Origin of the sequence: Klebsiella sp. KE9456 (genome assembly GCF_043832615.1) — a bacterium.
Taxonomy (GTDB): domain Bacteria; phylum Pseudomonadota; class Gammaproteobacteria; order Enterobacterales; family Enterobacteriaceae; genus Klebsiella; species Klebsiella indica.
Window position 1 is genome coordinate 1 of the sequence record NZ_JBDYQK010000016.1, and the last position, 22,647, is coordinate 22,647.

The following is a 22,647-nucleotide window of genomic DNA, read 5'->3' on the forward strand; positions in this document are numbered from 1 at the left end:
CAGCACCGGTTTCTTTGCGGGACCGCGGGGATTGTAAAGGGGGAGACGGTTTTCTCCCCCTTTACCCGTTCACGGGCGACAGTCATCCATTTTCTGCGGGATTACGGTGAACGGAACCCGTGGCGCAGGGCCTGTATTTATGGTTTTCCAGGTGAGGTAAGGCGCCAGCCGCCACCCGGCAAAAATACGGGTACGATACCCAAAGGTCATCAATCAGAAGGTTGGCCGGACTCCGGCTTTTTGTTTCAGGCGCATCGCGCCGCCTCCTCGACGCCGTTATTCAAAACAGACGCTGCGTTCCAGGCATTCGTCACAGCTAGGCGAGCGGCAGATCACTTCCCCTTGCTGCAGCAAACAGCGCTGACGATAAAAGAACTTTTTCCAGCGCATGTTATGCTCGTTCATCACAACCAGCTGCGGAAAACAGTCGCTCATCAACAGACGCAATTCCCCCCGCGACTCAAGCCCCAGATCCTGCCAGAGATGGTTAAACGCCAGCGACACCTCGGCAACGATCTGCGCCATCGGTCCGGCGTCCTGCTGCATCCAGCTCGCCAGCCACAGCCTTAACTGCTGGCACTCTTCTTCACGGGTGGCGTTCAGCTCCGTCATCAGGCGCCGACGGGTTAACGTCTCGCCATCCAGCGGCGTTTCTACTTCCCCCAGCTGTTGCTGCAATGCCTGCCACTCGTCCGGGCTCAGCCCCATGCGCAGCGGAAAACTCCCTTTCCCCGCGTGATATAACCGCCATAAGCGTGTTAACCAGTCGAGTGGATGCATCAGGCGACCCCCTTATGCGTTTGCGAAGCGGACCAGTTACCCCGACGCTGCCGCCACCAGTCGGGAAGCACTTCTGACACTGAACGCCATGCGCCGTCGATGCACGGCTCGATTCCCGCCTGTTCCAGTTTTTGCCATGGCGCATGACCAATGCGTACGCAGAACACGGCCGCCACATCTGCCAGCAGGTCGAGGATCGCCGTGAATCGGGCATCGTTATCCTGCGGCTCGCAATCATCGTGCCCCTGGCAATATTTGGGCGTAAACCGTTCGTTGACCAGCACCATTCCGGCGGCCGACAGGCTGTAAATATAGAACCGGTCGGCGTGGCCAAAATGGCAATCAATCACATCTCCCCGGCTTGAGGCCACGGCGACCAGACAGGCGTCATCAGCCTCAGATTCCCCGCGCGTGGCAATGCTGGCATGAAGCTGCGCGCGCTGGTGGAGGATCGGCAGCCAGGCGGGGAGGCTCGCCGGGTGCGGAAGTTGCGTAAACTGCTGGCTGCGGTCTTCGCCCAACATCCCGATAGCGTCGGCTCGGCACTGGTGGCAGTGGGTCATCTGCGGCATCACTTCACCACACTGGCTGCGAATCGCCGCGAGCATGTCGGCATCCGGCTCCGGCTGACCGTTGAGACCAAATACCGTACCGTGCTCCGGCCTGGCAATCAGCGGCATAATATTATGGATAAACGCGCCGCTGGCCTGAAGCTGGCGGCTGACCTCCTCCATGCCGCTATCGTTAATGCCAGGGATCAGCACCGAGTTAATTTTCACCAGCACGCCTTTAGCGGTCAGCCTGCGCACCCCCTCCATCTGGCGGGCGATAAGTATTTCTCCGGCCTCGCGCCCGCTGTAGCGCTCGCCGTCCAGCCATAGCCAGGCGTAGATCTGCGCGGCAATCTCCGCATCCAGCGTATTAATGGTGACCGTTACGTGATCAACCCCGACATCCAGCAGGCGGTCGACCGCGTCCGGCAGCATCAGGCCATTCGTCGACAGGCATAATTTCAGGTCCGGAAGCTGTTCACGGATGAGTTCAAGCGTACGAAAGGTCCGGGCGAGGTTGGCCAGCGGATCGCCGGGACCGGCGATGCCGACGACCGAAAGCTGCGGGATCGCCTGCGCGACCTGACGCACTTTGAGGACCGCTTGCTCCGGCGTCAGCAGCGTTGACGACACGCCGGGTCGGGATTCATTACTGCAATCGAACTTACGATTACAGTAGTTACACTGCAAATTGCAGGCGGGCGCGACCGGCAGATGCATCCGCGCAAAACGGTGATGCCCATGACGAGAATAGCAGGGGTGTGCGGCAACCTTATCGGCAACCAGCGGCGTTAACGAGCTGTTATCCGCAGCGCCGCAGGCTCTGCCGCCGGGAAAAGAAGAGCAGGAAGTCATGATCGTACCTTCGTAGTTGGGCGATACCTTCCTGCTGCAAATGCTATACCAGAGATGACTTTTTCAATTTACTGAAAAATATAGATTTTTATCATTATTCTCGGCGATAAATTGTCGCAATTCCGCCGCGCTGGCGACAATGTACTGAACCTTACACAGCGGCTCAGAGTCGCGGCATGGTAATGTCCATTATCTGAATCCGGTAAGCGACCTGGCGCGGCGTCATCCCGAGCAGCCGCGCCGCTTTGGCCTGCACCCAGCCTGCTTTTTCCAGGGCGGCAATCAGCCGCTGGCGTTCATCCAGCGTGTTATCAAGCCAGCTGTCTTCCGTCGGCGCGCTGATGGGCTGCGCTTTTGGCGGATTATCGCGATGATTGAACAGGATCACGTCCCGATCGATCAGCCCGCTTTCCGACATTACCGCCGAGCGTTCGAGACAGTTTTCCAGTTCGCGCACGTTGCCCGGCCAGCTGTACTCCATCAACAGGCGGATCGCGCCATCGCTGATCCGCAGCGTTCTTCCCTGATTGCGGGCGATTTTACGTACCAGAAAGTGCGCCAGTTCGGCAATATCCTCCTGGCGTTCCCGCAGCGGGGGCAGGGCGATGGGCATCACGTTCAGGCGATAGTAAAGATCCTCGCGGAAATTCCCCAGCCGCACTTCCTCTTCCAGATGACGGTTGGTCGCCGCGATGATGCGCACGTTCACACGCAGGGTTTCATCGCCGCCGACCCGTTCCATCTCGCCCTCTTGCAGAATACGCAGCAGCTTGGCCTGAAACGAGGCGCTGCTTTCGCCGATTTCATCAAGGAACAGGGTGCCGCCGTCAGCCAGCTCAAAGCGGCCTTTGCGCTGGCGAACCGCGCCGGTAAACGCGCCTTTCTCGTGGCCAAACAGTTCGCTCTCCAGCAACGTATCCGGCAGTGCCGCACAGTTAAATTTGACGAACGCGGCGGCGGCGCGCGGCGAATTATGGTGAATCGCGTTGGCGATAAGCTCTTTCCCGGTACCGCTTTCGCCGCGCACCAGCACCGTGGTGTCCCAGCGGGAGACCTGACGAATGATTTCTGTAATCTGCCGCATCGCCGGGCTTTTCCCGACCATATTCTCCAGGCCAAAATCCCGCGATGGCGTGCAGGTGCGCGGCCGTTCTACCCGGGGAGGCTGCGGTTGCGACGCCGATGTCGGGAGGATCATCAGCCGAATGGTCTGCGCGACCAGATTAGCGACGGTTTCCAGAAACCGCGTGCAGGCGGGCAACCGCTCTTCCTGACGCGCCATTGGCTGCGCCGCCAGTACGCCAATGGGCCGGGAATGAGGCCCCATCAATGGAACCGCGATAAAGGGCAGGTCGTAATCGTACAGGCTCAGACGATCGAGAAAACGCTGATCGTCGGCGACGCGCGGTAGCACCAGCGACTGGCCCTGCGCCAGCACGGTGCCGACCAGCCCTTCCCCTGGCCGGTAGCGAATCTGTGTACTGCCGGGCAGCATCTGGTGTTCCGTCTGCTGCAGAGCTTCGATATTCAGAATTTCCTGTTCGCTATCGTACAGGCAAATCATCCCGTGCTGCATAAAAGCATCGTTGTGTAAAACGCTCAGCACCTCCTGAAGCGTTTTGCTCGCCTCGGTGGCGCGACTCAGGATCACGCTGATCCGCTGCATGGCGGTAAACTGTTGTGAGAGATCAAAACGCCTGACAGTGGTATCCGAGTCGGATTTATGGATCATTGTTCACCTCCGGTCAGGGTGTTAAAGAGCGGGAAACGCAGAATAAGACAGGTCCCGCCCTGGGGACGGGACGTCAGCTCAATGGCGCCGCGATGGTGGGCTACCAGCGTCTGTATCAGCCGCAGTTCCATCCCTTTGCCGGGCGAGTTTAAGGCATCGGGGGAGTGGGTATAACGTACCTGCAGCAGCGGGACATTATCATTGAGGTACAGCGCCAGCCATCCTTCCTCTTCTTCGGCATAGAGTTCGATCTCCAGCGGCACGGAGGGCAACTCTGCCGCGAGCGCCAGCGTGCGGTCGAGCCATAGACTTAAACAGGCCAGTAGCTGCGTGCGCTGGCCAAAGCCGACCAGATGCGGCGAAGCCATGCCTACCTGCAGCATCGCGCGATCGTCAAAGCGGGTGCGGTACAGGGCGCACAGGTCGTCAAAGAACGGCTGAAGCGGCCAGACGGTATTGCTTTCCAGCGCCAGGGAGGGGCGGCAGCGCTGTAGCCGCGCCATTGCTTCTTCGCCTTCGTGCCACGCCGCGTCCAGCGCGACGTTGCCGCTGCCTTCGCCGTTCAGCCGCCGGGCGGCCGCCAGCATGTTTATCGGGCAGTTAAGCTGAATCAGCGCCGCGTCCAGCGACTCGCGGATGGCGGCCAGCAGCTTACCGGCGGTCATCTGCTGTTTCAGGCGATCGAGGCGACCCTGCTCCTGCTGCTGACGCTGCTGGGTGCAGTCGGCGATCACTATCAGCGTTCTCGCCAGGGCGCTATCGACAAAATAACGGCTGGCTTCTTCGCTAACGCCAGGCAGCGCCCAGCAGGTCACCGACAGCCAGCGGACCGCGCCGCGCACCACCACCGGCAGGATCTGTTCCACGCCGGGGCCGATTTTGCGTGGTGAAACCTGTAGCTCAACCAGTAACTCTTTACCGCCGCAGTCCGCGCAGAAGGTTTTATAGGCGAGGTTATCCATCACCACCCGATCCTGCTCATCCACTACCACCACCGCGGCGGGGATATTATTGAGCACCGCCTCCATCAGCATCATATGGTTGCGCAGCCGCTGCTCCAGAGTGTAGCTGACGCTGATATCCCGCTGCATCGCCAGATAATGCTCCAGTTCGCCCTTCGGGTTAAGCACCGGCGTGATGTCGATATCCACCAGATACAGGTCGCCGTCCCGGCGCCGATTAATTAACTGGCCGCGCCACGGCTGGCGCTGGAGTAGGGTTTGCCACATCTCCTGATAGATTTCGCGCGGCGTCTGGCTGCTGGCCAGCAGGCGCGGATTTTGATTTAACAATTGCGCCAGAGAATACCCGGTCTGGCGGCAAAACGCCGGGTTGGCGTAAATAATATTTGCCCGGGCATCGGTGAGTGAAATCGCCACCGATGCCTGCTCCACCATGGTAAAAAACAGCCCCGGATGTTGTTGCGTCAGTGCGCCAGCGATGGCTTCCGGCACGGCGTTATCGAGCATCATATTCAGGGTCATTACAAACTCCTGTGTCGCAGTTATGACAATTTGTCTGACACCGCGACAGAGATGGCGCGGTTTTATCTCAATGTAGATAACCATGCAAACAATGCGCCTTTGTCAGCGCGACCTGCAGAAACATTGATCCGATCGGGGAAAACCAGGCATTTTTGGCGGGATGTCGGCCCGGCGCGCCCGCTGCGGCCGGTGATGGCGGCGCAGGTGCGATCGTTATGGGGCAGGGGTGAGCCGTTGTAGTGCAAAGAAACCTGGCACAGCCTTCGCAATACCCCTGCGGTAACTCGTGTTTTCAGACACCTTTCCCGACAGGAGCACAACAATGGCGAATATTGGTATTTTCTTTGGCACCGATACCGGTAAAACCCGCAAAATCGCGAAAATGATCCACAAGCGGCTGGGCGATGTAGCGGATGCCCCGGTCAACATTAACCGCATTACGCTGGAGGATTTTATGGCCTATCCGGTTCTGCTGCTGGGTACGCCGACTCTCGGCGACGGCCAGTTGCCGGGGCTGGACGCCGGGTGCGAAAGCGAATCATGGAGCGAATTTATTAGCGGACTTGACGGCGTGAGCCTGAGCGGGAAAACCGTGGCGTTGTTCGGTCTCGGCGATCAGAAGGGCTATCCTGATAATTTTGTCAGCGGCATGCGTCCCCTGTACGACGCGTTGTGCGCCGCAGGCGCGCAGGTGATAGGCAGTTGGCCGAATGAAGGTTATGAATTTAGCGCTTCCGCGGCGCTGGACGGAGAGCGATTTGTTGGGCTGGTGCTCGATCAGGATAACCAGTTCGATCAGACCGAAGCGCGTGTGGCGGCCTGGCTGGAGGAGATTAAAAGTGCCGTACTGTAGGCGTTTGAGATTGATGGTAAGCCGATATTAGATATTGTGTCTGTATTTCCGCCACCCGGCAAGAATGCGGGCATGATAGCTAAATGGGCTTGTTATCCTCCGGTGGCGCAGCTCTGGGGCCTCATATTCTGGTTCAGAGGGCTGTTCCGTTCACTGTCAGTACGCGGTCATTTTTTCTGTTCGTTACGTGTGAACGGGCAGGGGGACGTTTCGCCCGTCCCCCTGCACCCCCGGCATTGCGCTGGAAACCTGCCGCTGCGCGGTCCGCTCCACTACGGCTTCATCTGGCGGACCGGCTGAGACGCGGCATCCTTGCCACGACTCAGTCTCTGGCCGCCGTCCTGGCGGCCAGTCCTGGATGCGCGCCTGCGTTCCCGCCAGGTTTCCCTGATGCGCCCAACCCCCCTGCGGTGAGCCCGCAGTAAACCTGCAACTGCCTGGCCGCTGAGGGTGATAAAACACCGTTTCTTTAAGCAGCGACGAATACGCTGCTGAAAGCACAAAACTCGCAGCGATGCCCTGGTGCCCGCTGAAACCGGCGAACCGGAGACCCGAAGACAAGGGCTGGACGCCAGGGATGGCGGACAGAGGCGAATCGAGACAGGCCGTCGAGTTGAGCCGACCGCAGGCTGAGGGCCGGGAGGTGAGCGCAGTGCGCAGCACCGGTTTCTTTGCGGGACCGCGGGGATAGTAAAGGGGGAGACGGTTTTCTCCCCCTTTACCCGTTCACGGGCGACGGTAGTTCATTTTCTGCGGGATTACGGTGAACGGAACCGGTGGCGCAGGGCCTGTATTTATGGTTTTCCAGGTCAGGTAAGGCGTCAGCCGCCACCTGACAAGAATGCGGGCATGGTAGCGAAAACCGGCCTCTCATCCCCCGGTGGCGCTGCGCTTACCGGGGCTACGGGCGCTCAGAGTGAGTAGGCCGGGTAAGGCGCTAGCCGCCACCCGGCAAAAATGCGGGCACAATAATTTCATACAGATTCGGCATCACGCTCAAACCTGCTTCACATTCCGGTCCCGTGGGCTGTTCCGTTCACCGCCGGTACGAGGATATATGTTATCTCCACAGCGTGTGAACGGGCAGGGGGACGTTTCGCTCGTCCCCCTGCACCCCCGGCATGGCGCTGGAAACCTGCCGCTGCGCGGTGCGCTCCACTCCGGCTTCATCTGGCGGACCGGCTGAGACGCGGCATCCTTGCCACGACTCAGCCTCTGGCCGCCGTCCTGGCGGCCAGTCCTGGATGCGCGCCTGCGTTCCCGCCAGGTTTCCCTGATGCGCCCAACCCCCAGGCGGTGAGCCCGCAGTAAACCTGCAACTGCCTGACCGCTGAAAGTGATAAAACACAGAACCTCCCCTGAAAAAACGAACAGCGACGAATACGCTGCTGAAACCACAAAACCCGCAGCGATGCCCTGGTGCCCGCTGAAACCGGCGAGCCGGAGACCCGAAGACAAGGGCTGGACGCCAGGGATGGCGGACAGAGGCGAATCGAGGCATGACGCCGAGTTGAGCCGACCGCAGGCTGAGGGTCGGGAGGTGAGCGCAGTGCGCAGCACCGGTTTCTTTGCGGGACCGCGGGGATAGTAAAGGGGGAGACGGTTTTCTCCCCCTTTACCCGTTCACGGGCGACGGTAGTTCATTTTCTGCGGGATTACGGTGAACGGAACCGGTGGCGCAGGGCCTGTATTTATGGTTTTCCAGGTCCGGTAAGGCGTCAGCCGCCACCCGGCAAAATGCGGGCATGGTAGTGAAAACCGGCCCGTTATCCCCCGGTGGCGCTATGCTTACCGGGGCTACGGGTTCTCAGCCGCCTGAAGGAGGGGGCCTGGTATTCATCAATTTGTAGGCCGGGTAAGGCGTCAGCCGCCACCTGACAAGAATGCGGGCATGGTAGCTAAAACCGGCCTGTTATCCTCCGGTGGCGCAGCTCTGGGGCCTCATATTCTGGTTCAGAGGGCTGTTCCGTTCACTGTCAGTACGCGGTCATTTTTTCTGTTCGTTACGTGTGAACGGGCAGGGGGACGTTTCGCTCGTCCCCCTGCACCCCCGGCATGGCGCTGGAAACCTGCCGCTTCGCGGTCCGCTCCACTCCGGCTTCATCTGGCGGACCGGGCGCGACTCGACGGCCCTGTCTCGACCCGCCCTCTGGCCGCCGTCCTGGCGGCCAGTCCTGGATGCGCGCCTGCGTTCCCGCCAGGTTTCCCTGATGCGCCCAACCCCCCGGCGGTGAGCCCGCAGTAAACCTGCAACTGCCTGACCGCTGAAGGTGATAAAACACAACCGAGTAGGCCGGGTAAGGCGTTAGCCGCCACCCGGCAAAATGTGGGCATGGTAGCTAAATGGGCTTGTTATCCCCCGGTGGCGCTGCGCTTACCGGGGCTACGGGTTCTCAGCCGCCTGAAGGAGGGGGCCTGGTATTCATCAATTTGTAGGCCGGGTAAGGCGCTAGCCGCCACCTGACAAGAATGCGAGCATGGTAGCGAAAACCGGCTTGTTATCCCCCGGCGGCGTGGCGCTTAACGGGGCTACGGGTTTCCGGTCGCCTGAGGGGCAACAGCCCGGACGCGGCTACCCGCACAGCCCCGGCTGACGGGAGATCATCTGTTCCAGCCACTGGCGCTGGTGGCGCTGTTGACTCTGCTGCCAGAGATAATCCCGGGCGCTCTGCAGCGCCTGCTGCGGCGCCATCGGTTCGGCAGGGCGAATCGCTTCACACCATAACAGATGCCAGCCCAGCTCGCTGGCGACCGGCTGACTCAGCCCGTTTTCCGCCAGCGAAAACAACGCCTCTTCCAGTTGCGGGTAAAGTAAGCCCCGGCTAATCCAGCCTAAACGCCCGCCCTCCAGCGCACTCGGACACTGGGAATGGCGCTGCGCCAACAGGGCAAAGGCGTCGCGGGAAGCGTCGATTTGCTGATAAAAACGCAGGATTTGCTGGTGAACCGCTTCGCGGTCATCATCGACGGTCAGCAGCAGATGACGGGTCAGACGCTGCTCCGGGCGTACAAACTGCGTCTGATGGCGCAGATACCAGGCCTGTACCGTGGAAGGGTCCGGCTGTGGCGCCTGTCGGGCAATATCAGCAAAGGCGATCTCCAGCCGGGCGTGATGCAAGATGATGGCCGCGCGTTCTGGTGGGGTAAACTCTCCCTCGTCGAGCCAGACGCTAAGGGAAGCGGCAATGTTCTCTTTTAGCGCGGCGGTAATATCGCCTGGCGGGACCAGCGCGACGATCGCCTGTTCCATCTGGTGCTGGCGCTGCCAGGCCTGCTCAAAAGCCTCTCTGTCGGCTGCGTTTAATGCGCTCAGTTCACGGTTCCAGCGGCTGCGCGCCAGCCGCTGTCGACCAAAACGTTCCCATGCGTTCATGATTCTCTCTCCTCAGCCAGGGCGATGGCCTGTACCGGGACCCTGAACCAGCGGCCGCTAAAGTCGACGGTATAGTCGTCGCCGGACTCCCCCTGATCGGTGGCTTCAATGCGTCCCCGCTGACCGGCGGCCACGACCACATCGCCGTTGACCGACAACGCCATCAGACAGGTGACGGTATCGCCATATTGCAAATTCCCGGCCAACCAGGGCTGAGCGATGGGGATCAGTTCCTGTTCGCGGCAGCCGATAATCCGGTCACTGTCGGGAAAGTGGATCTGGTAGATGATCTGATCCTGCAAAAAAATGCCCCAGTCGCGCACAAACCCGGTGCTGCCGCGCCTGACCAGCAGCGCGCCCGGCGGGAAGCCCGCGACGGTGCCATCATTACGAATCGCGCGTACCACGCGGACCTCGTCGCTGAAGGTGAATTTCGGTCTCATGTGCCGCTCTCCTGAACGTGCTGCTGATAGCTCTCAGCGAGCAAGCGCCGCGCCAGCAGCCAGTGTGCGTGGGCGTTTTCCTCCAGTTGGTTGCGTAGCGGAACTGCAGCGCGCAGTTTGCGATGAAATGTAGCCAGCACCGGCAGACAGCAGGGCGCAAGGCGCTCCGGCTGATAGGCGACGGAAAAAAACTGAAAAAAGGATTCGGCGGAGCTCAGTTCGTCAACGCCGGGTATGTGATAAAACCACTCCATGATCACCCCCTCGCTCGCAGTACGGGTTCAGCGCAGATCTCATCATAGAGTGCCACCAGTTCGTAATCTTTCGGGCTGCGCTTCCAGTTTTCGGCAAAGCGGCGTATCGCGGGCAGCAGTTGATTAATTTGCGCCGAACTCAGGTGATACCCCATCTGGTCGAACACGCCGTTGACCGCCTGACGCCCGGAGTGTTTCCCCAGTACCAGCTTATAGCGGCGGCCAATCAGCGCCGGATCAATGGATTGATAGCTTTCGCTATCGCGCAGCAGCGCCGCCACGTGGACGCCGGACTCATGGGTAAAAACCAGCTCGCCCACCAGCGGTTGCTGCGGGTCGATGGGGCGCAAGGATGCATCCGCCACTTTCTGACAGAGCGCGGGCAGCGCCGCAAACTGAACGCCAGTCTCGACGCCGAGGCAGCGTTCAAGACCCAGCGCGACGGTCTCCAGCGCCGCGTTGCCCGCCCGTTCCCCAAGACCAAGAATGGTGGTATTGACGCTGGTGGCGCCAGCCCTGACCGCCGCCAGGGTATTGGCGGCGGCAAGGCCAAGATCGTTGTGCGCATGCATTTCGATTTCGCCGGGCCAGACGTTACGCAGGGCGGAGATTTGCGTCACGGTGGTAAACGGGTCAAGTATGCCGACCGTATCGGCGTAGCGCAGGCGGGCGGCACCGGCTTGCTGCGCCACCAGGGCGATATCGCGCAGGGTCTGTTCGCTGGCCCGCGAGGCATCCTCGCAACCCACGCATACCTTCATACCGAGGGTATGGGCAAGATGGATAAATTTCGCCAGCCGCTCCAGCAGCACCGCTAACGGCTCGCGTAGTTTGTACTGTCGCAGTTTGTCCGACGCCGGAATGGAGATATCCACCCAATCGATGCCCAGATCGGCGCTTTGACGGATCTCCAGCGCGTTCATCCGGCACCAGGTCATCAGGGTGGCGTGAGGCAACTGGCGGCGCACCAGTTGGATCCGCGTAATCTCCTTGTCCCCCATTGCCGGGGTGCCCACTTCCATCGCCGTTACTCCCGCGGCATACAGCGCCTCGGCAATGGCGACCTTTTCGCTGGTGCGAAAGGCCACGCCGGGGCTCTGCTCACCATCGCGCAGGGTGGTATCGTTAATCAGTATGCGTCCCATCGCGACCCCGTCTTAGCCGTAAATTGGCGTGAATACCGCATCCGCCGGGCGCGGCTTGCCGTTTTGCCAGTAGGGCGACAGCGCACGCAGCCGGTCGATAATCGGCGGCAGGGTGGCGATGACGTAATCAATCTCTTTTTCCCGAGTGTAGCGCGAGAGGGAAAAACGGATGGTACCGTGGGCCGCAGTGTAGGGAATATTCATCGCCCGCATCACGTGGGAAGGCTCCAGCGAACCTGATGTACAGGCGCTGCCGCTGGACGCGGCGATCCCGGCCTTATTTAACAGCAGCAGAATGGCCTCGCCTTCAATAAACTCGAAAGCCAGATTTACCGTGCCCGGCACGCGCGGCTGGTTGCCGCCCATCACCATCACGGAGGGAACGTCAGCCAACAGGCCCTGTTCCAGGCGATCGCGCAACTGGCTGATGTGCCCCATTCCCGGCAGATGAATGTGCGCCAGTTCGCAGGCCGCGCCCATGCCGACGATGCCGGTGATGTTTTCGGTTCCGGCTCGCCGACCGTGTTCCTGATGGCCGCCGCGCAGCAGCGGACGAAAGCGCGTTCCCCGGCGCAGCCAGAGGCAGCCGACGCCTTTCGGCCCGTGGAACTTATGTGCCGAACAGGAGAGCATATCGATGCGGGTCTTACTGACGTTTATCGGCAATTTTCCCACCACCTGCACCGCGTCGCAGTGAAACAGCGCCCCTTGTTCATGGGCCAGATCCGCCATGTCGACCACCGGGAAAATCACCCCGGTTTCGTTATTGGCCCACATCACGCTGACCAGCGCGACGCGCGGGCTGAGCGCCGCCCGGAACTGCGTCATATCCAGCGCGCCTTCGCTATCTACCGCGATCCGGTGAATCAGGTAGCCCTGACGCTCCAGATGTTCGCAGACCGCCAGCGTCGCCGGATGCTCGACGCTGGTGGTAATAATTTCGCGACGTTCCGGCATCAGGGCGACCGCCGAGGCGATAGCGGTGGAGGTGGCCTCGGTGGCGCAGGAGGTAAAGATTATCTCGCTGGGATATTCCGCGCCCAGTAGCGTCGCAACCTGCTGATGTGCGCGCTCCAGAGCCGCCTGGGCCGGAATGCCAAAATCATGTATCGATGACGGGTTGCCGTAAAAATCGGTCAAAAAGGGCATCATCGCTTCCAGAACCATCGGGTCCAGGCGCGTGGTGGCGTTATTATCGAGATAAACCTGTTTCATCTTGTCCCCCTTGGGTCAGTTAACCGCGGCCTATGCCGCCACCACTTCCATATAACAGCCGGTGCGCTCCATCAGCTTTTGCTGCAGCCAGGCCAGCGTCATATCGGTCATCATGCAGCCGCTACAGCTGCCGGACAGGCTGACGGTCACCTGATGATTGGCGACGTTGAGCAGAGACATATCGCCGCCGTCGGCCTGGATATGCGGGCGCAGTTCATTAATGGTATCGACGACGCTCTGCCAGTGCGGATCTTTGCTGCTGGTGATCGGGAGGGGCGTCGACGGCTGCTGCGCGAGGATTTCCGCCAGCGCCAGCTCGATTTTTTCATGGCAGGCGGTGCAGCCGCCGCCCGCTTTGGTGTAGTTGATTACCTCTTCGAGGGTGGTCAGGCCGTTGTTCAGCACCGCCCGGCGAATATGCCCTTCATCGACGCCGAAGCATTTGCAGATCAGTTTTCCCTCTTCATGCTCCGCTTCCGGGCTTTCGCCGCGAAAGTTGGCGATGGCCGCGCGCAGGGCCTCCTGGCCCATCACCGAGCAGTGCATTTTTTGCGGCGGCAGGCCGTCGAGATAATCGGCGATCTGCTGGTTGGTGATTTGCCCGGCTTCATCAAGGGTATGGCCGATAATCAGTTCGGTCAGGGCGGAAGAGGAGGCGATCGCGCTCCCGCAACCGAAGGTCTGGAAGCCCGCCTCCTGGATAATTTCGGTTTGCGGGTCAACGCGTAGCATCAGACGCAGCGCATCGCCGCAGCTTAATGAACCCACATCGCCTACCGCGTTGGCGTTGTCCACCACGCGCGCGTTGCGGGGATTAAAAAAATGGTCTTTCACTTTCTCGGAGTAATTCCACATGCTGTCAGCTCCAGGGATGATGACGGAAAACGCCGGGGCGCGGTCCACCGCAAAAAATGCGGTGGTGATAACCAACAAGCAAATGCAGTACCAATGCGTAAATACGTTAATTCTTAATGGGTTAACGGTTTAACCTGACAACCCGCGGCCGACACTGTCGTTATTTATTGTGGGGTTTGTCACAGAAACGACATGGTTAGCGGCGTGGATCCAGATCCTCCTGCCACTCCTGCTCCTGCAGCAGCCGGACAAAACGTTCCGGGTCGCGCTGGCGGGCGCTTTTACGCTGCGCTTTGTCATACCAGTAGAGCTGGATCTCCTGTAGCAGACCGACGATGGTGGTGTCCGCCGGAACGCGTTCGGCGCGAACGCCAACCTGTAATAACTGGCGGAAAACCGCATCGCCAATCGCCACGCAGAACAGGGTGACGCACCCCTCAAGGGCGTGGATCCGCCGGGCGATCTTCTCCGCCTGATGGCCATTTTCGACAGCGAAATCAACCACCCGGATCAGGGTGACCCGATCCGCTTTGACGCCGTATACCACCAGCCGCGGCGTGGCGCCGAAGTGCTGATCGACGTGACGGTAGTCGGAACTGGCGAAGGCGACCTTCATTGACCAGTCGTCGGAGTGGACCATATCAAACTGACGGTTAATGGTCGGCATAAGCGGCTCCTGCGGTGAGTGAGGGGTCCACGTGCTGGCGAAGCGGCGAGCGGTAGAGGGGAAGATGGTGGTGTCTCTCGCGCAGCAGATTCGCCAGTTCAAACAGCGTATCGCGCATTCCGCAATATCCCTGGCGTACCCGACGGAACTCGCCGAGCCGGTCAAAAATCGGAAAGCCGGCGCGCACCAGCGGCAGCGCAAACTGTTCCGCCAGATCGCGTGCGTGGGAGTTGGCCACCAGCAGGTCGGCAGGCTGGGAACATAACAAGGTTTGCAGATCTTCCAGATCGCCAGGAACTACCCGTTCAGCCGCCAGCTGGCGTAGGCTGGGATGGCCGGTGGGCGCCACCAGCGGGCCGGGCTGCATCCCCTGGCTGTTGGCGAAATCGCACCACGCCGCCAGCAGATCGCCTTCCGCCGCCATCGCCATGCGCTGGCCCTGCAGCCACGTATGACAGTCAATCATGGCATCCTGTAGCTGGCCGCGCTGGCGTTCAAGCCATGCGGGTACTCCGCGTCCGGAAATTTTCGCCAGTTGCTGAATGAAGGCGTCGCAACGTTCGAGGGTCATCAGGTGCGGCAGGGTCATCACCTCCCCGCGGCTGCGCTGGGCCAGCAGCGATGAAGCCCGACTCAGGGAGACGCCGATGACGAAGCTGCACAGGCTTTGCCCCATCTGCTCTATCTGACGCAACGGCGTTCCGCCCTGGGTCAGCGGTGAGAAATCGCCCTGCGCCAGGTGGCCGTCCATCGATTGCGCCAGATCCGGCAGAATAATCGCCTGCAGGCCAAAGGCTTCGACGCATCGGCGCAGCCATTCGATATCGCCCGGGGAACAGAGATGGCTGACCAGCAGATTGACCCGGCGATTACGCTGACCGGGGCGCGGTTCAGGCGCAACCCACTGCTCAATAACGCTCTCCAGTACCGCGCTATAGCCATTTTCCATGGAGCCGTAAAAATCCGGGGTATTGACCGTCAGTATCGCGACCCCTTTGTGTCGGGGGTACTCTTCGCGAAACTGGCGAACCACGCGGGAAGTGTCGCTCCCCTGGGCTTCCGACAAGCCGGTGCTCAGCAGCACGATGGCCTGCGGGTTGTTACGCTGGCACAGGGTATCGAGGGCGGTAAAAATATTGCCGTCGGCGCCCATAATCGTCGAGGTCGGGTCCATGGCCGTCGATTGCAGCGGCACCGGGTCGTGAAAGTGCTGAATAAAAAAGACTTTGGCGAAGGCGCTGCATCCCTGTGCTCCATGGACCAGGGGGATGCTGTGCTCGATCCCGAGACTGGCGAGGATCGCCCCGAGCGGTTGACCGGTTTTGATTGGGCTGACCGCCAGGGGTTTATCACTGCGGAAAATGTCTGCCATGCTGTTCTCCTTAGTGCCAGGGGGCGCGGGAATGGGTTTGTGGCCAGATGGGGCTGTCGAGGGTCTGACAGAGCTGGCGGGCGAGAGTGACGATTCCCTGATAGCCAGCGAAGGCGTGTTCGCGCTCCTGATTGATATCGAGAAACGGCAGGCGGGCTTTATACGCGGTGTACATGTTGCGTCCACCGGCGATCATCAGGTCAGCCTGATAGCGATAAACCACATCCAGCAGGCTGCGGGCGTTGCCTTCCTCCAGCATGACCGCGTCATCGCCCATCAGTTCGCGGATACGCTGTTTATCCTCTTCGGTGGATTTACGTGTGCCGGTCGCCACCACGGTCATGCCCAAATCCTGTAGCGCCGACACCACCGACCATGATTTGACCCCGCCGGTATAAAGCAGCGCTTTGCGTCCGCGAAGCTGCTCGCGCCACGGGATAAGCGCCTGTTCCGCCGCCTGCTCTTCCCGCGCGATTAACGCTTCGGTGCGGCGGCATAAATCATCATCGCCAAGCAACGTCGCCAGCTGACGCAGCGCGTCGGAGGTGGCGCGGATACCGTAAAAACTGCCTTCGAACCACGGCGTGCCGTAGCGCAGCTCCAGCGCTCTGGCGACATTGATTAACGCCCGCGAGCAGACCAGCATATTCGCCTGCGCACGGTGCATGGTCTGGATCTCGGCAAAACGGCCATCGCCGGAGAGGCTGCCGAGCACGCGAATGCCCAGCTCATCCAGCAGCGGCTGAATATGCCAGAACTCACCGGCGATATTGTATTCGCCAATCAGGCCGATATCGTGACGGTGTTCCGGGGGAAACGGCGATGTTTCGGGCCAGGGGGCGGGTTCGCGCTGACCAATCACCCGTTTAACCATTACGTCGCCCGCCAGCCGGTTGCCGAGATTTTTACTGCCGTAAAAACCGGCGGCATCAACGGCGATGACCGGTACGCCGGTGGCGGTTTGCGCGGCCTGGCATACCGCTTCCAGATCGTCGCCCTCCATCGCGGGTACGCAGGTGTTGTAGATAAAGACCGCCGCCGGATGATAACGCGTGACAATATGGCGTACCGCGTGAAACAGGCGGCGTTCACCGCGGCCCATAATCACATCCTGTTCGTTGAGATCGGTGGTGAATCCGAGCCGGTTGAGGGTTGGCCCGGAGCTTACGCTGCCGCGATTATCCCACGAGCTGCCGGCGCAGCCGATGGGGCCGTGTACCAGATGCGCCACATCGGCGATGGGCAGCAGGGTTATCTGAGCGCCGTCGAACGCGCAGCCGCCAGCAGTGGCGCCGGGTTTGGGGGCGCTACAGCCGGATTTTTGCTTATGGTTGTGTTCACAGGCCGGTTCATCCAGCAGCGCCAGAATTTCATTTCCCTTCATAGTGACCTCGTTGACGGTGGGGGATAACGAGGTGATGCAATTCGCGCTCCAGAAAAGGTGCATTGATTTTTAAGGGAAAAGTGTTGTTGGCTTTGCGACAAAGCCAACAATCAGACAATGCCGTGGTGGGGGGAAGGGGGTTTTTATCACTTACCGCGATAACGTTAGGTTTTGTTGATGAAAAGGTGTCTGCCAGACGCTGTTAAGTGCGGCTAAAGCCTGGTCCTGGCTTGCCTCCTTCAGACGGCTGAGGCCCCGTAGCCCCGGTAAGCGCAGCGCCACCGGGGGGTGACGAGCGAGTTTTCGCTACCATGCCCGTATTTTTGTCAGGTGACGGCTGACGCCTTACCTGACCTGGAAACCGCATAAATACAGGCCCTGCGCCACGGGTTCCGTTCACCGTAATCCCGCAGAAAATGGATGACTGTCGCCCGTGAACGGGTAAAGGGGGAGAAAACCGTCTCCCCTTTACAATCCCCGCGGTCCCGCAAAGAAACCGGTGCTGCGCACTGCGCTCACCTCCCGGCCCTCAGCCTGCGGTCGGCTCAACTCGGCGGCCTGTCTCGATTCGCCTCTGTCCGCCATCCCTGGCGTCCAGCCCTTGTCTTCGGGTCTCCGGTTCGCCGGTTTCAGCGGGCACCAGGGCATCGCTGCGGGTTTTGTGCTTTCAGCAGGATATTCGTCGCTGCTTAATAGAAAATAGAAAACCTGTGTTTTATTACCTTCAGCGGTCAGGCAGTTGCAGGTTTCCTGCGGGCTCACCGCCGGGGGGGTGGGCGCATCAGGGAAACCTGGCGGGAACGCAGGCGCGCATCCAGGACTGGCGGCCAGGACGGCGGCCAGAGGCTGAGTCGTGACAGGACAAAATTGCCCGGAGCAATTTTGAACGGCGCTTGCGCTGGCCCTGAAAGGGCGAGTCCCAGGGATGGGACGAGTAATCACGAGTCGCGCCCGGTCCGCCAGATGAAGCCGGAGTGGAGCGGACCGCGCAGCGGCAGGTTTCCAGCGCAATGCCGGGGGTCATGGGGGCGAGCGAAACGCCCCCATGCCGTTCACCGGCTGCGGAGATAACATATATCCTCGTACTGACGGTGAACGGAACAGCCCACGGAACCGGAATATGAGGCGCCACCGGGGAATAACAGGCCGGTTTTCGCTACCATGCCCGTATTTTTGCCGGGTGGCGGCTGACGCCTTACCTGACCTGGAAACCGCATAAATACAGGCCCTGCGCCACGGGTTCCGTTCACCGTAATCCCGCAGAAAATGGATGACTGTCGCCGGTGAACGGGTAAAGGGGGAGAAAACCGTCTCCCCCTTTACTATCCCCGCGGTCCCGCAAAGAAACCGGTGCTGCGCACTGCGCTCACCTCCTGACCCTCAGCCTGCGGTCGGCTCAACTCGACGGCCTGTCTCGATTCGCCTCTGTCCGCCATCCCTGGCGTCCAGCCCTTGTCTTCGGGTCTCCGGCTCGCCGGTTTCAGCGGGCACCAGGGCATCGCTGTGAGTTTTGTGCTTTCAGCAGGATATTCGTCGCTGTCGGTCTTTCAGATGAGGGCGGTATTTTCCCCAGTTTTTTATCACTTTCAGCGGTCAGGCAGTTGCAGGTTTACTGCGGGCTCACCGCCGGGGGGGTGGGCGCATCAGGGAAACCTGGCGGGAACGCAGGCGCACATCCAGGACTGGCGGCCAGGACGGCGGCCAGAGGCTGAGTCGTGACAGGACAAAATTGCCCGGAGCAATTTTGAACAGCGCTTGCGCTGGCCCTGAAAGGGCGAGTCCCAGGGATGGGACGAGTAATCACGAGTCGCGCCCGGTCCGCCAGATGAAGCCGGAGTGGAGCGGACCGCGCAGCGGCAGGTTTCCAGCGCAATGCCGGGGGTCATGGGGGCGAGCGAAACGCCCCCATGCCGTTCACCGGCTGCGGAGATAACGAATATCCTCGTACTGACGGTGAACGGAACAACCCTCTGAACCGGAATGTGAAGCGGGTTTGAGCGTGATGCCAAATCTGCATGAGATATTGCGTCCGCATTTTTGCCGGGTGGCGGCTGACGCCTTACCTGACCTGGAAAACCATAAATACAGGCCCTGCGCCACCGGTTCCGTTCACCGTAATCCCGCAGAAAATGAACTACCGTCGCCCGTGAACGGGTAAAGGGGGAGAAAACCGTCTCCCCTTTACAATCCCCGCGGTCCCGCAAAGAAACCGGTGCTGCGCACTGCGCTCACCTCCCGGCCCTCAGCCTGCGGTCGGCTCAACTCGGCGTCATGCCTCGATTCGCCTCTGGCCGCCATCCCTGGCGTCCAGCCCTTGTCTTCGGGTCTCCGGTTCGCCGGTTTCAGCGGGCACCAGGGCATCGCTGTGGGTTTTGTGGTTTCAGCAGGGTATTCGTCGCTGTCGGTCTTTCAGATGAGGGCGGTATTTTCCCCAGTTTTTTATCACTTTCAGCGGTCAGGCAGTTGCAGGTTTACTGCGGGCTCACCGCCGGGGGGGTGGGCGCATCAGGGAAACCTGGCGGGAACGCAGGCGCACATCCAGGACTGGCCGCCAGGACGGCGGCCAGAGGCTGAGTCGCGGCAAGGATGCCGCGTCTCAGCCGGTCCGCCAGATGAAGCCGGAGTGGAGCGGACCGCGAAGCGGCAGGTTTCCAGCGCAATGCCGGGGGGCATGGGGGCGAGCGAAACGCCCCCATGCCGTTCACCGGCTGCGGAGATAACATATATCCTCGTACTGACGGTGAACGGAACAGCCCACGGAACCGGAATATGAGGCGCCACCGGGGGATAACAGGCCGGTTTTCGCTACCATGCCCGCATTTTGCCGGGTGGCGGCTGACGCCTTACCCGGCCTACTCACTGAACCAGAATGTGAAGCAGGTTTGAGCGTGATGCCGAATCTGCATGAGATATTGCGTCCGCATTTTGCCGGGTGGCGGCTGATGCCTTACCCGACCTACTCACTCTGTAGAACCGATCAAGCGACGTAGGCCCGCGCAAGCGAAGCGCCGCCGGGCAATTGCTGAAAAACGCACGTTGTCAGCAATTACCCGACGGCATGGGCCGCGTAGACGGCACGCATTCCACCGCTCCCGGTAACGCTAAAAAAGCCCGCGGGGTCAGCGGGCAACAGGCACAATACAGGGATTAAAAAACGCGCTCCTCCAGAGGGTTATCCCTGTTAAGTCGCTTCGCCAGCCATGGCGGTAAACGCCCTGCCAGCAGCGTATTGATCGCGTCGCACTGGGCCTGAATAGTGGTACCGGGCTGCGCTTTCATCGGATGTACCCGGTGACGAATCAGCCGGGCGGCGGCTGGCCCGCCAATCTCCTGACAAAACAGCAACTGGCAGTCGTCCACAAGCCGGGCGCGCACTTCGCCGGGCTCCTGCTGGTCGGGCGCGGAGGGATAGCGGCGCAGATCGTACAGCCAGCCGCCTTGCTCATCGAACGCATAGATAAAAAACAGCCGCCCCTGACCGAAATGACCGTTAATCGCCAGACCATCCTGCGAGCAAAAGGCGACCCGCAGCTGCGGCGTGCGCTGAGCGGGGCGAATGATACGTAAATGGGCGGGCAGTTCGCCTCGCAGACAAGACATCACCCGTGACCAGCGGGCGGGAGACATCACCGCATCAGGCGAGGGAAAGCGGGCGGCTAATTGCGTTTGCGTCAGGGTGGACAGCCGCGATGGCGTCAGCGTCTCTCCGCTCTCCTGCGCCAGCCAGTCCAGGATTTGCGCCGGTTGCAGGTCCGGTAAAGTCTGAAACAGCGCCAGCAGACGCCAGAAAAGGGTATCGTTGTCGGACATCTTCAGCTCCTTATAGCAGCGTATTGCGGGTCGCGCGCAGGCTTACCGGGAAGACAGGCCGTGCAGGCTGAGGATTAACGTAATAACAGCGTCCTCCTTCCAGCGAAATGGCGCCGCCCCAGCGATCGGCGTCGTTATGCTCAATCTGTATCACACGCGCTTCCAGGTCCTGTTTGGCGATATAGGCATACAGATCCGCGCCGCGCTCACGAAAAATCACGATGGGCATATTCCCTCCTGGCCCCGCATAATGCGGGGCACCTGATGGTTAACGGACGAGGTCGAAGCTGTAATCGGTTTTACCCAACTGGCTGGTATCGCTATCCAGTTTCTCCAGTACCGCGTTGACCAGCGTTGTCACAATCTGCATTGCGCCTTCATAGCCCCAGGTGGTCTGGCGGTGCAGATGGTGACGGTCAAACAGCGGAAAGCCGAGGCGGATGAGCGGTATTTCAAAGGCCTTGCCCTTTGCCAGGGTATCGCGCTGAATAAACTTGCCGTAGGAGTTGCCAATCATAAAGTCCGGCTGCCGGGTGAACATCAGCGAACGGAAGTGCCACAGATCGCAGTTGATAAACACTTCGCTTTCACGCCCGTAGGGCGAGGCATCAAGCATTTTCTTCATCGCTTTTTGCCAGCGTTTGTTGGCGTTATGGCTCAGAATAACCGTCGGCTCGCAGCCCAGCTCCAGCAGGAAGCGAGTCAGCCCCATGACAAAATCCGGATCGCCGTAGAGGCCAAATTTCTTGCCATGCAGCCAGGTGTGGGAATCGAGCATCATATCCACCAGCCGTCCGCGCTCAAGGGTGAGGGCGTCGGGAATCGGTTTGCCGCTAAGCTGGCTGACGGTCATCAGCAGTTCGTCGGTGGCGCTCAGCCCCAGCGGGATCGCCACTTCAGTCGCGGGCTGATTCCACATCTCCTGAACCACTTTTTTACTCTTCAGCAACTGCCACGGTTGCAGCAGCAGCGTATCAATGGCGTCCGGGGCCTCTTTTATCTCCTGCTGGCTGGTGCCGCCCGCATACATCCGATAATGCCCATCGGCAGGGGTATCGAGCACCTCTGACGGGTCGGAAAGCAGGCTGCACGGCACCGCCATCTGTTCCATCATCCGCTTTAATACGCGAAAGTTGCCGAGATAGGTTTCAAAACCGGTCACCAGATTGAGCTTTTGCAGTTTACCTGGCTGCCCCTGGTAGTCGGCGGTAAAGGTTTTGGCGAACCCTTCAAACATATTGTCCCAGCCGGTGACGTGGCTACCGATAAAGCTTGGCGTATGGGCGTGCGGCACGGCGATGCTGCTGTCGACAAAACCATCTTTTTTGGCGTTGGCGATAAACGCCTGCAGGTCATCGCCGATAACTTCCGCCATGCAGGTGGTCGAGACGGCGATGATCTCCGGTTTGTATAGCGCGCTGGCGTTCTGCAGGCCCTTGTTCATATTGTTGTTGCCGCCGAAAACCGCCGCGTCTTCGGTCATTGAGTCGGAAACGCAGGCGATCGGCTCCTTGAAATGGCGGTTAAAATAGGTGCGAAAGTAGGCCACGCACCCCTGGGAACCGTGTACATAGGGCAGGGTGTTGGCAAATCCGAGCGCGCAGAGCACCGCGCCCAGCGGCTGGCAGGCTTTCGCCGGATCGACGGTCAGGGCTTCGCGCTGGAAATTGAGCGCTTCATATTCGGCGGTGGTCGTCCAGTCGAAGACCTCCTGCACGCGCTGCGCGTCATACGCCTCTTCCATACCGCGTTTATTGCGGAACAGTTGCTGATATTCATCTTGTTCAAATAGCGGATAGCAGCTATTAATTTTCTCAATTGTTTGGCTCATGGTGTTCTCCTCCCGCGCCACAAATCGGTGAACAGACGGGACA

At 60.3% G+C, this 22,647-nt stretch carries 17 protein-coding genes; 1 reads left to right on the forward strand and 16 read right to left on the reverse strand.

Features of this window, described 5'->3' with window-relative positions:
• Positions 1 to 276: 276 nt before the first annotated feature.
• The 4 genes from ABK821_RS16525 to nifL form a co-directional block, all read right to left on the reverse strand.
• Entirely contained in the window at positions 277 to 780 is a 504-nt protein-coding gene (locus ABK821_RS16525) for a nitrogen fixation protein NifQ (protein WP_142502216.1), read from the reverse strand.
• Positions 780 to 2,186, reverse strand: coding sequence for a nitrogenase cofactor biosynthesis protein NifB (gene nifB, locus ABK821_RS16530; protein ID WP_395033983.1), 1,407 nt, complete (start codon positions 2,184 to 2,186; stop codon positions 780 to 782). Before nifB ends, ABK821_RS16525 begins: the two co-directional genes overlap by 1 nt.
• 163 nt (positions 2,187 to 2,349) lie before the next feature.
• The gene (nifA, locus tag ABK821_RS16535; RefSeq protein WP_138361748.1) at positions 2,350 to 3,918 is read right to left on the reverse strand and encodes a nif-specific transcriptional activator NifA; all 1,569 of its coding nucleotides are present in this window, start codon (positions 3,916 to 3,918) and stop codon (positions 2,350 to 2,352) included.
• Positions 3,915 to 5,402 carry a nitrogen fixation negative regulator NifL gene (gene nifL, locus ABK821_RS16540; RefSeq protein ID WP_395033984.1) on the reverse strand — a complete coding sequence of 496 codons (1,488 nt, stop codon included), beginning with the start codon at positions 5,400 to 5,402 and terminating at the stop codon, positions 3,915 to 3,917. Before nifL ends, nifA begins: the two co-directional genes overlap by 4 nt.
• A 322-nt stretch (positions 5,403 to 5,724) precedes the next feature.
• Here nifL and ABK821_RS16545 point away from each other — a divergent pair, with 322 nt between their 5' ends.
• A complete protein-coding gene (locus tag ABK821_RS16545; RefSeq protein WP_138361746.1) occupies positions 5,725 to 6,255 on the forward strand; it encodes a flavodoxin in 531 nt (176 codons plus the stop codon).
• 2,572 nt (positions 6,256 to 8,827) lie between these two features.
• Here ABK821_RS16545 and nifM read toward each other — a convergent pair.
• The 12 genes from nifM to nifK all read right to left on the reverse strand — a co-directional run bounded on the left by nifM (position 8,828) and on the right by nifK (position 22,604).
• Positions 8,828 to 9,628: a nitrogen fixation protein NifM gene (gene nifM / locus ABK821_RS16550; RefSeq protein WP_395033985.1), complete on the reverse strand. Its 801-nt coding sequence runs from the start codon at positions 9,626 to 9,628 to the stop codon at positions 8,828 to 8,830.
• Positions 9,625 to 10,071, reverse strand: a complete 447-nt coding sequence (locus tag ABK821_RS16555; RefSeq protein WP_138361689.1) for a nitrogen fixation protein NifZ — start codon at positions 10,069 to 10,071, stop codon at positions 9,625 to 9,627. The genes nifM and ABK821_RS16555 overlap by 4 nt, the downstream gene beginning before the upstream one ends.
• The gene (locus ABK821_RS16560) at positions 10,068 to 10,328 is read right to left on the reverse strand and encodes a nitrogenase-stabilizing/protective protein NifW (RefSeq protein WP_171034898.1); all 261 of its coding nucleotides are present in this window, start codon (positions 10,326 to 10,328) and stop codon (positions 10,068 to 10,070) included. Before ABK821_RS16560 ends, ABK821_RS16555 begins: the two co-directional genes overlap by 4 nt.
• Positions 10,328 to 11,470: a homocitrate synthase gene (gene nifV / locus ABK821_RS16565; protein WP_395033986.1), complete on the reverse strand. Its 1,143-nt coding sequence runs from the start codon at positions 11,468 to 11,470 to the stop codon at positions 10,328 to 10,330. Before nifV ends, ABK821_RS16560 begins: the two co-directional genes overlap by 1 nt.
• Before the next feature lie 12 nt (positions 11,471 to 11,482).
• Positions 11,483 to 12,685: a cysteine desulfurase NifS gene (gene nifS, locus ABK821_RS16570; protein ID WP_395033987.1), complete on the reverse strand. Its 1,203-nt coding sequence runs from the start codon at positions 12,683 to 12,685 to the stop codon at positions 11,483 to 11,485.
• 30 nt (positions 12,686 to 12,715) lie between these two features.
• Positions 12,716 to 13,540: a Fe-S cluster assembly protein NifU gene (gene nifU / locus ABK821_RS16575; protein WP_395033988.1), complete on the reverse strand. Its 825-nt coding sequence runs from the start codon at positions 13,538 to 13,540 to the stop codon at positions 12,716 to 12,718.
• A gap of 196 nt (positions 13,541 to 13,736) precedes the next feature.
• Entirely contained in the window at positions 13,737 to 14,207 is a 471-nt protein-coding gene (locus tag ABK821_RS16580) for a NifB/NifX family molybdenum-iron cluster-binding protein (RefSeq protein ID WP_138361694.1), read from the reverse strand.
• Complete coding sequence (nifN, locus tag ABK821_RS16585) at positions 14,194 to 15,579, reverse strand: nitrogenase iron-molybdenum cofactor biosynthesis protein NifN (RefSeq protein ID WP_138361695.1); 1,386 nt, start codon at positions 15,577 to 15,579, stop codon at positions 14,194 to 14,196. Before nifN ends, ABK821_RS16580 begins: the two co-directional genes overlap by 14 nt.
• A 10-nt stretch (positions 15,580 to 15,589) precedes the next feature.
• Complete coding sequence (gene nifE / locus ABK821_RS16590) at positions 15,590 to 16,963, reverse strand: nitrogenase iron-molybdenum cofactor biosynthesis protein NifE (RefSeq protein ID WP_142502211.1); 1,374 nt, start codon at positions 16,961 to 16,963, stop codon at positions 15,590 to 15,592.
• Positions 16,964 to 20,110: 3,147 nt separating this feature from the next.
• A complete protein-coding gene (locus ABK821_RS16595; protein WP_343179175.1) occupies positions 20,111 to 20,773 on the reverse strand; it encodes a NifB/NifX family molybdenum-iron cluster-binding protein in 663 nt (220 codons plus the stop codon).
• 10 nt (positions 20,774 to 20,783) lie between these two features.
• Positions 20,784 to 21,002: a putative nitrogen fixation protein NifT gene (gene nifT / locus ABK821_RS16600; protein ID WP_138361698.1), complete on the reverse strand. Its 219-nt coding sequence runs from the start codon at positions 21,000 to 21,002 to the stop codon at positions 20,784 to 20,786.
• Between the two features lie 39 nt (positions 21,003 to 21,041).
• Positions 21,042 to 22,604 carry a nitrogenase molybdenum-iron protein subunit beta gene (gene nifK / locus ABK821_RS16605; RefSeq protein WP_343179177.1) on the reverse strand — a complete coding sequence of 521 codons (1,563 nt, stop codon included), beginning with the start codon at positions 22,602 to 22,604 and terminating at the stop codon, positions 21,042 to 21,044.
• Positions 22,605 to 22,647: the final 43 nt, after the last annotated feature.

Coding starts and splice junctions, on each gene's coding strand:
- ABK821_RS16525 (WP_142502216.1), bottom strand. CDS start 780: ATGCATCCACTCGACTGGTTAACACGCTTATGGCGGTTATATCACGCG.
- nifB (WP_395033983.1), bottom strand. CDS start 2,186: ATGACTTCCTGCTCTTCTTTTCCCGGCGGCAGAGCCTGCGGCGCTGCG.
- nifA (WP_138361748.1), bottom strand. CDS start 3,918: ATGATCCATAAATCCGACTCGGATACCACTGTCAGGCGTTTTGATCTC.
- nifL (WP_395033984.1), bottom strand. CDS start 5,402: ATGACCCTGAATATGATGCTCGATAACGCCGTGCCGGAAGCCATCGCT.
- ABK821_RS16545 (WP_138361746.1), top strand. CDS start 5,725: ATGGCGAATATTGGTATTTTCTTTGGCACCGATACCGGTAAAACCCGC.
- nifM (WP_395033985.1), bottom strand. CDS start 9,628: ATGAACGCATGGGAACGTTTTGGTCGACAGCGGCTGGCGCGCAGCCGC.
- ABK821_RS16555 (WP_138361689.1), bottom strand. CDS start 10,071: ATGAGACCGAAATTCACCTTCAGCGACGAGGTCCGCGTGGTACGCGCG.
- nifV (WP_395033986.1), bottom strand. CDS start 11,470: ATGGGACGCATACTGATTAACGATACCACCCTGCGCGATGGTGAGCAG.
- nifS (WP_395033987.1), bottom strand. CDS start 12,685: ATGAAACAGGTTTATCTCGATAATAACGCCACCACGCGCCTGGACCCG.
- nifU (WP_395033988.1), bottom strand. CDS start 13,540: ATGTGGAATTACTCCGAGAAAGTGAAAGACCATTTTTTTAATCCCCGC.
- ABK821_RS16580 (WP_138361694.1), bottom strand. CDS start 14,207: ATGCCGACCATTAACCGTCAGTTTGATATGGTCCACTCCGACGACTGG.
- nifN (WP_138361695.1), bottom strand. CDS start 15,579: ATGGCAGACATTTTCCGCAGTGATAAACCCCTGGCGGTCAGCCCAATC.
- nifE (WP_142502211.1), bottom strand. CDS start 16,963: ATGAAGGGAAATGAAATTCTGGCGCTGCTGGATGAACCGGCCTGTGAA.
- ABK821_RS16595 (WP_343179175.1), bottom strand. CDS start 20,773: ATGTCCGACAACGATACCCTTTTCTGGCGTCTGCTGGCGCTGTTTCAG.
- nifT (WP_138361698.1), bottom strand. CDS start 21,002: ATGCCCATCGTGATTTTTCGTGAGCGCGGCGCGGATCTGTATGCCTAT.
- nifK (WP_343179177.1), bottom strand. CDS start 22,604: ATGAGCCAAACAATTGAGAAAATTAATAGCTGCTATCCGCTATTTGAA.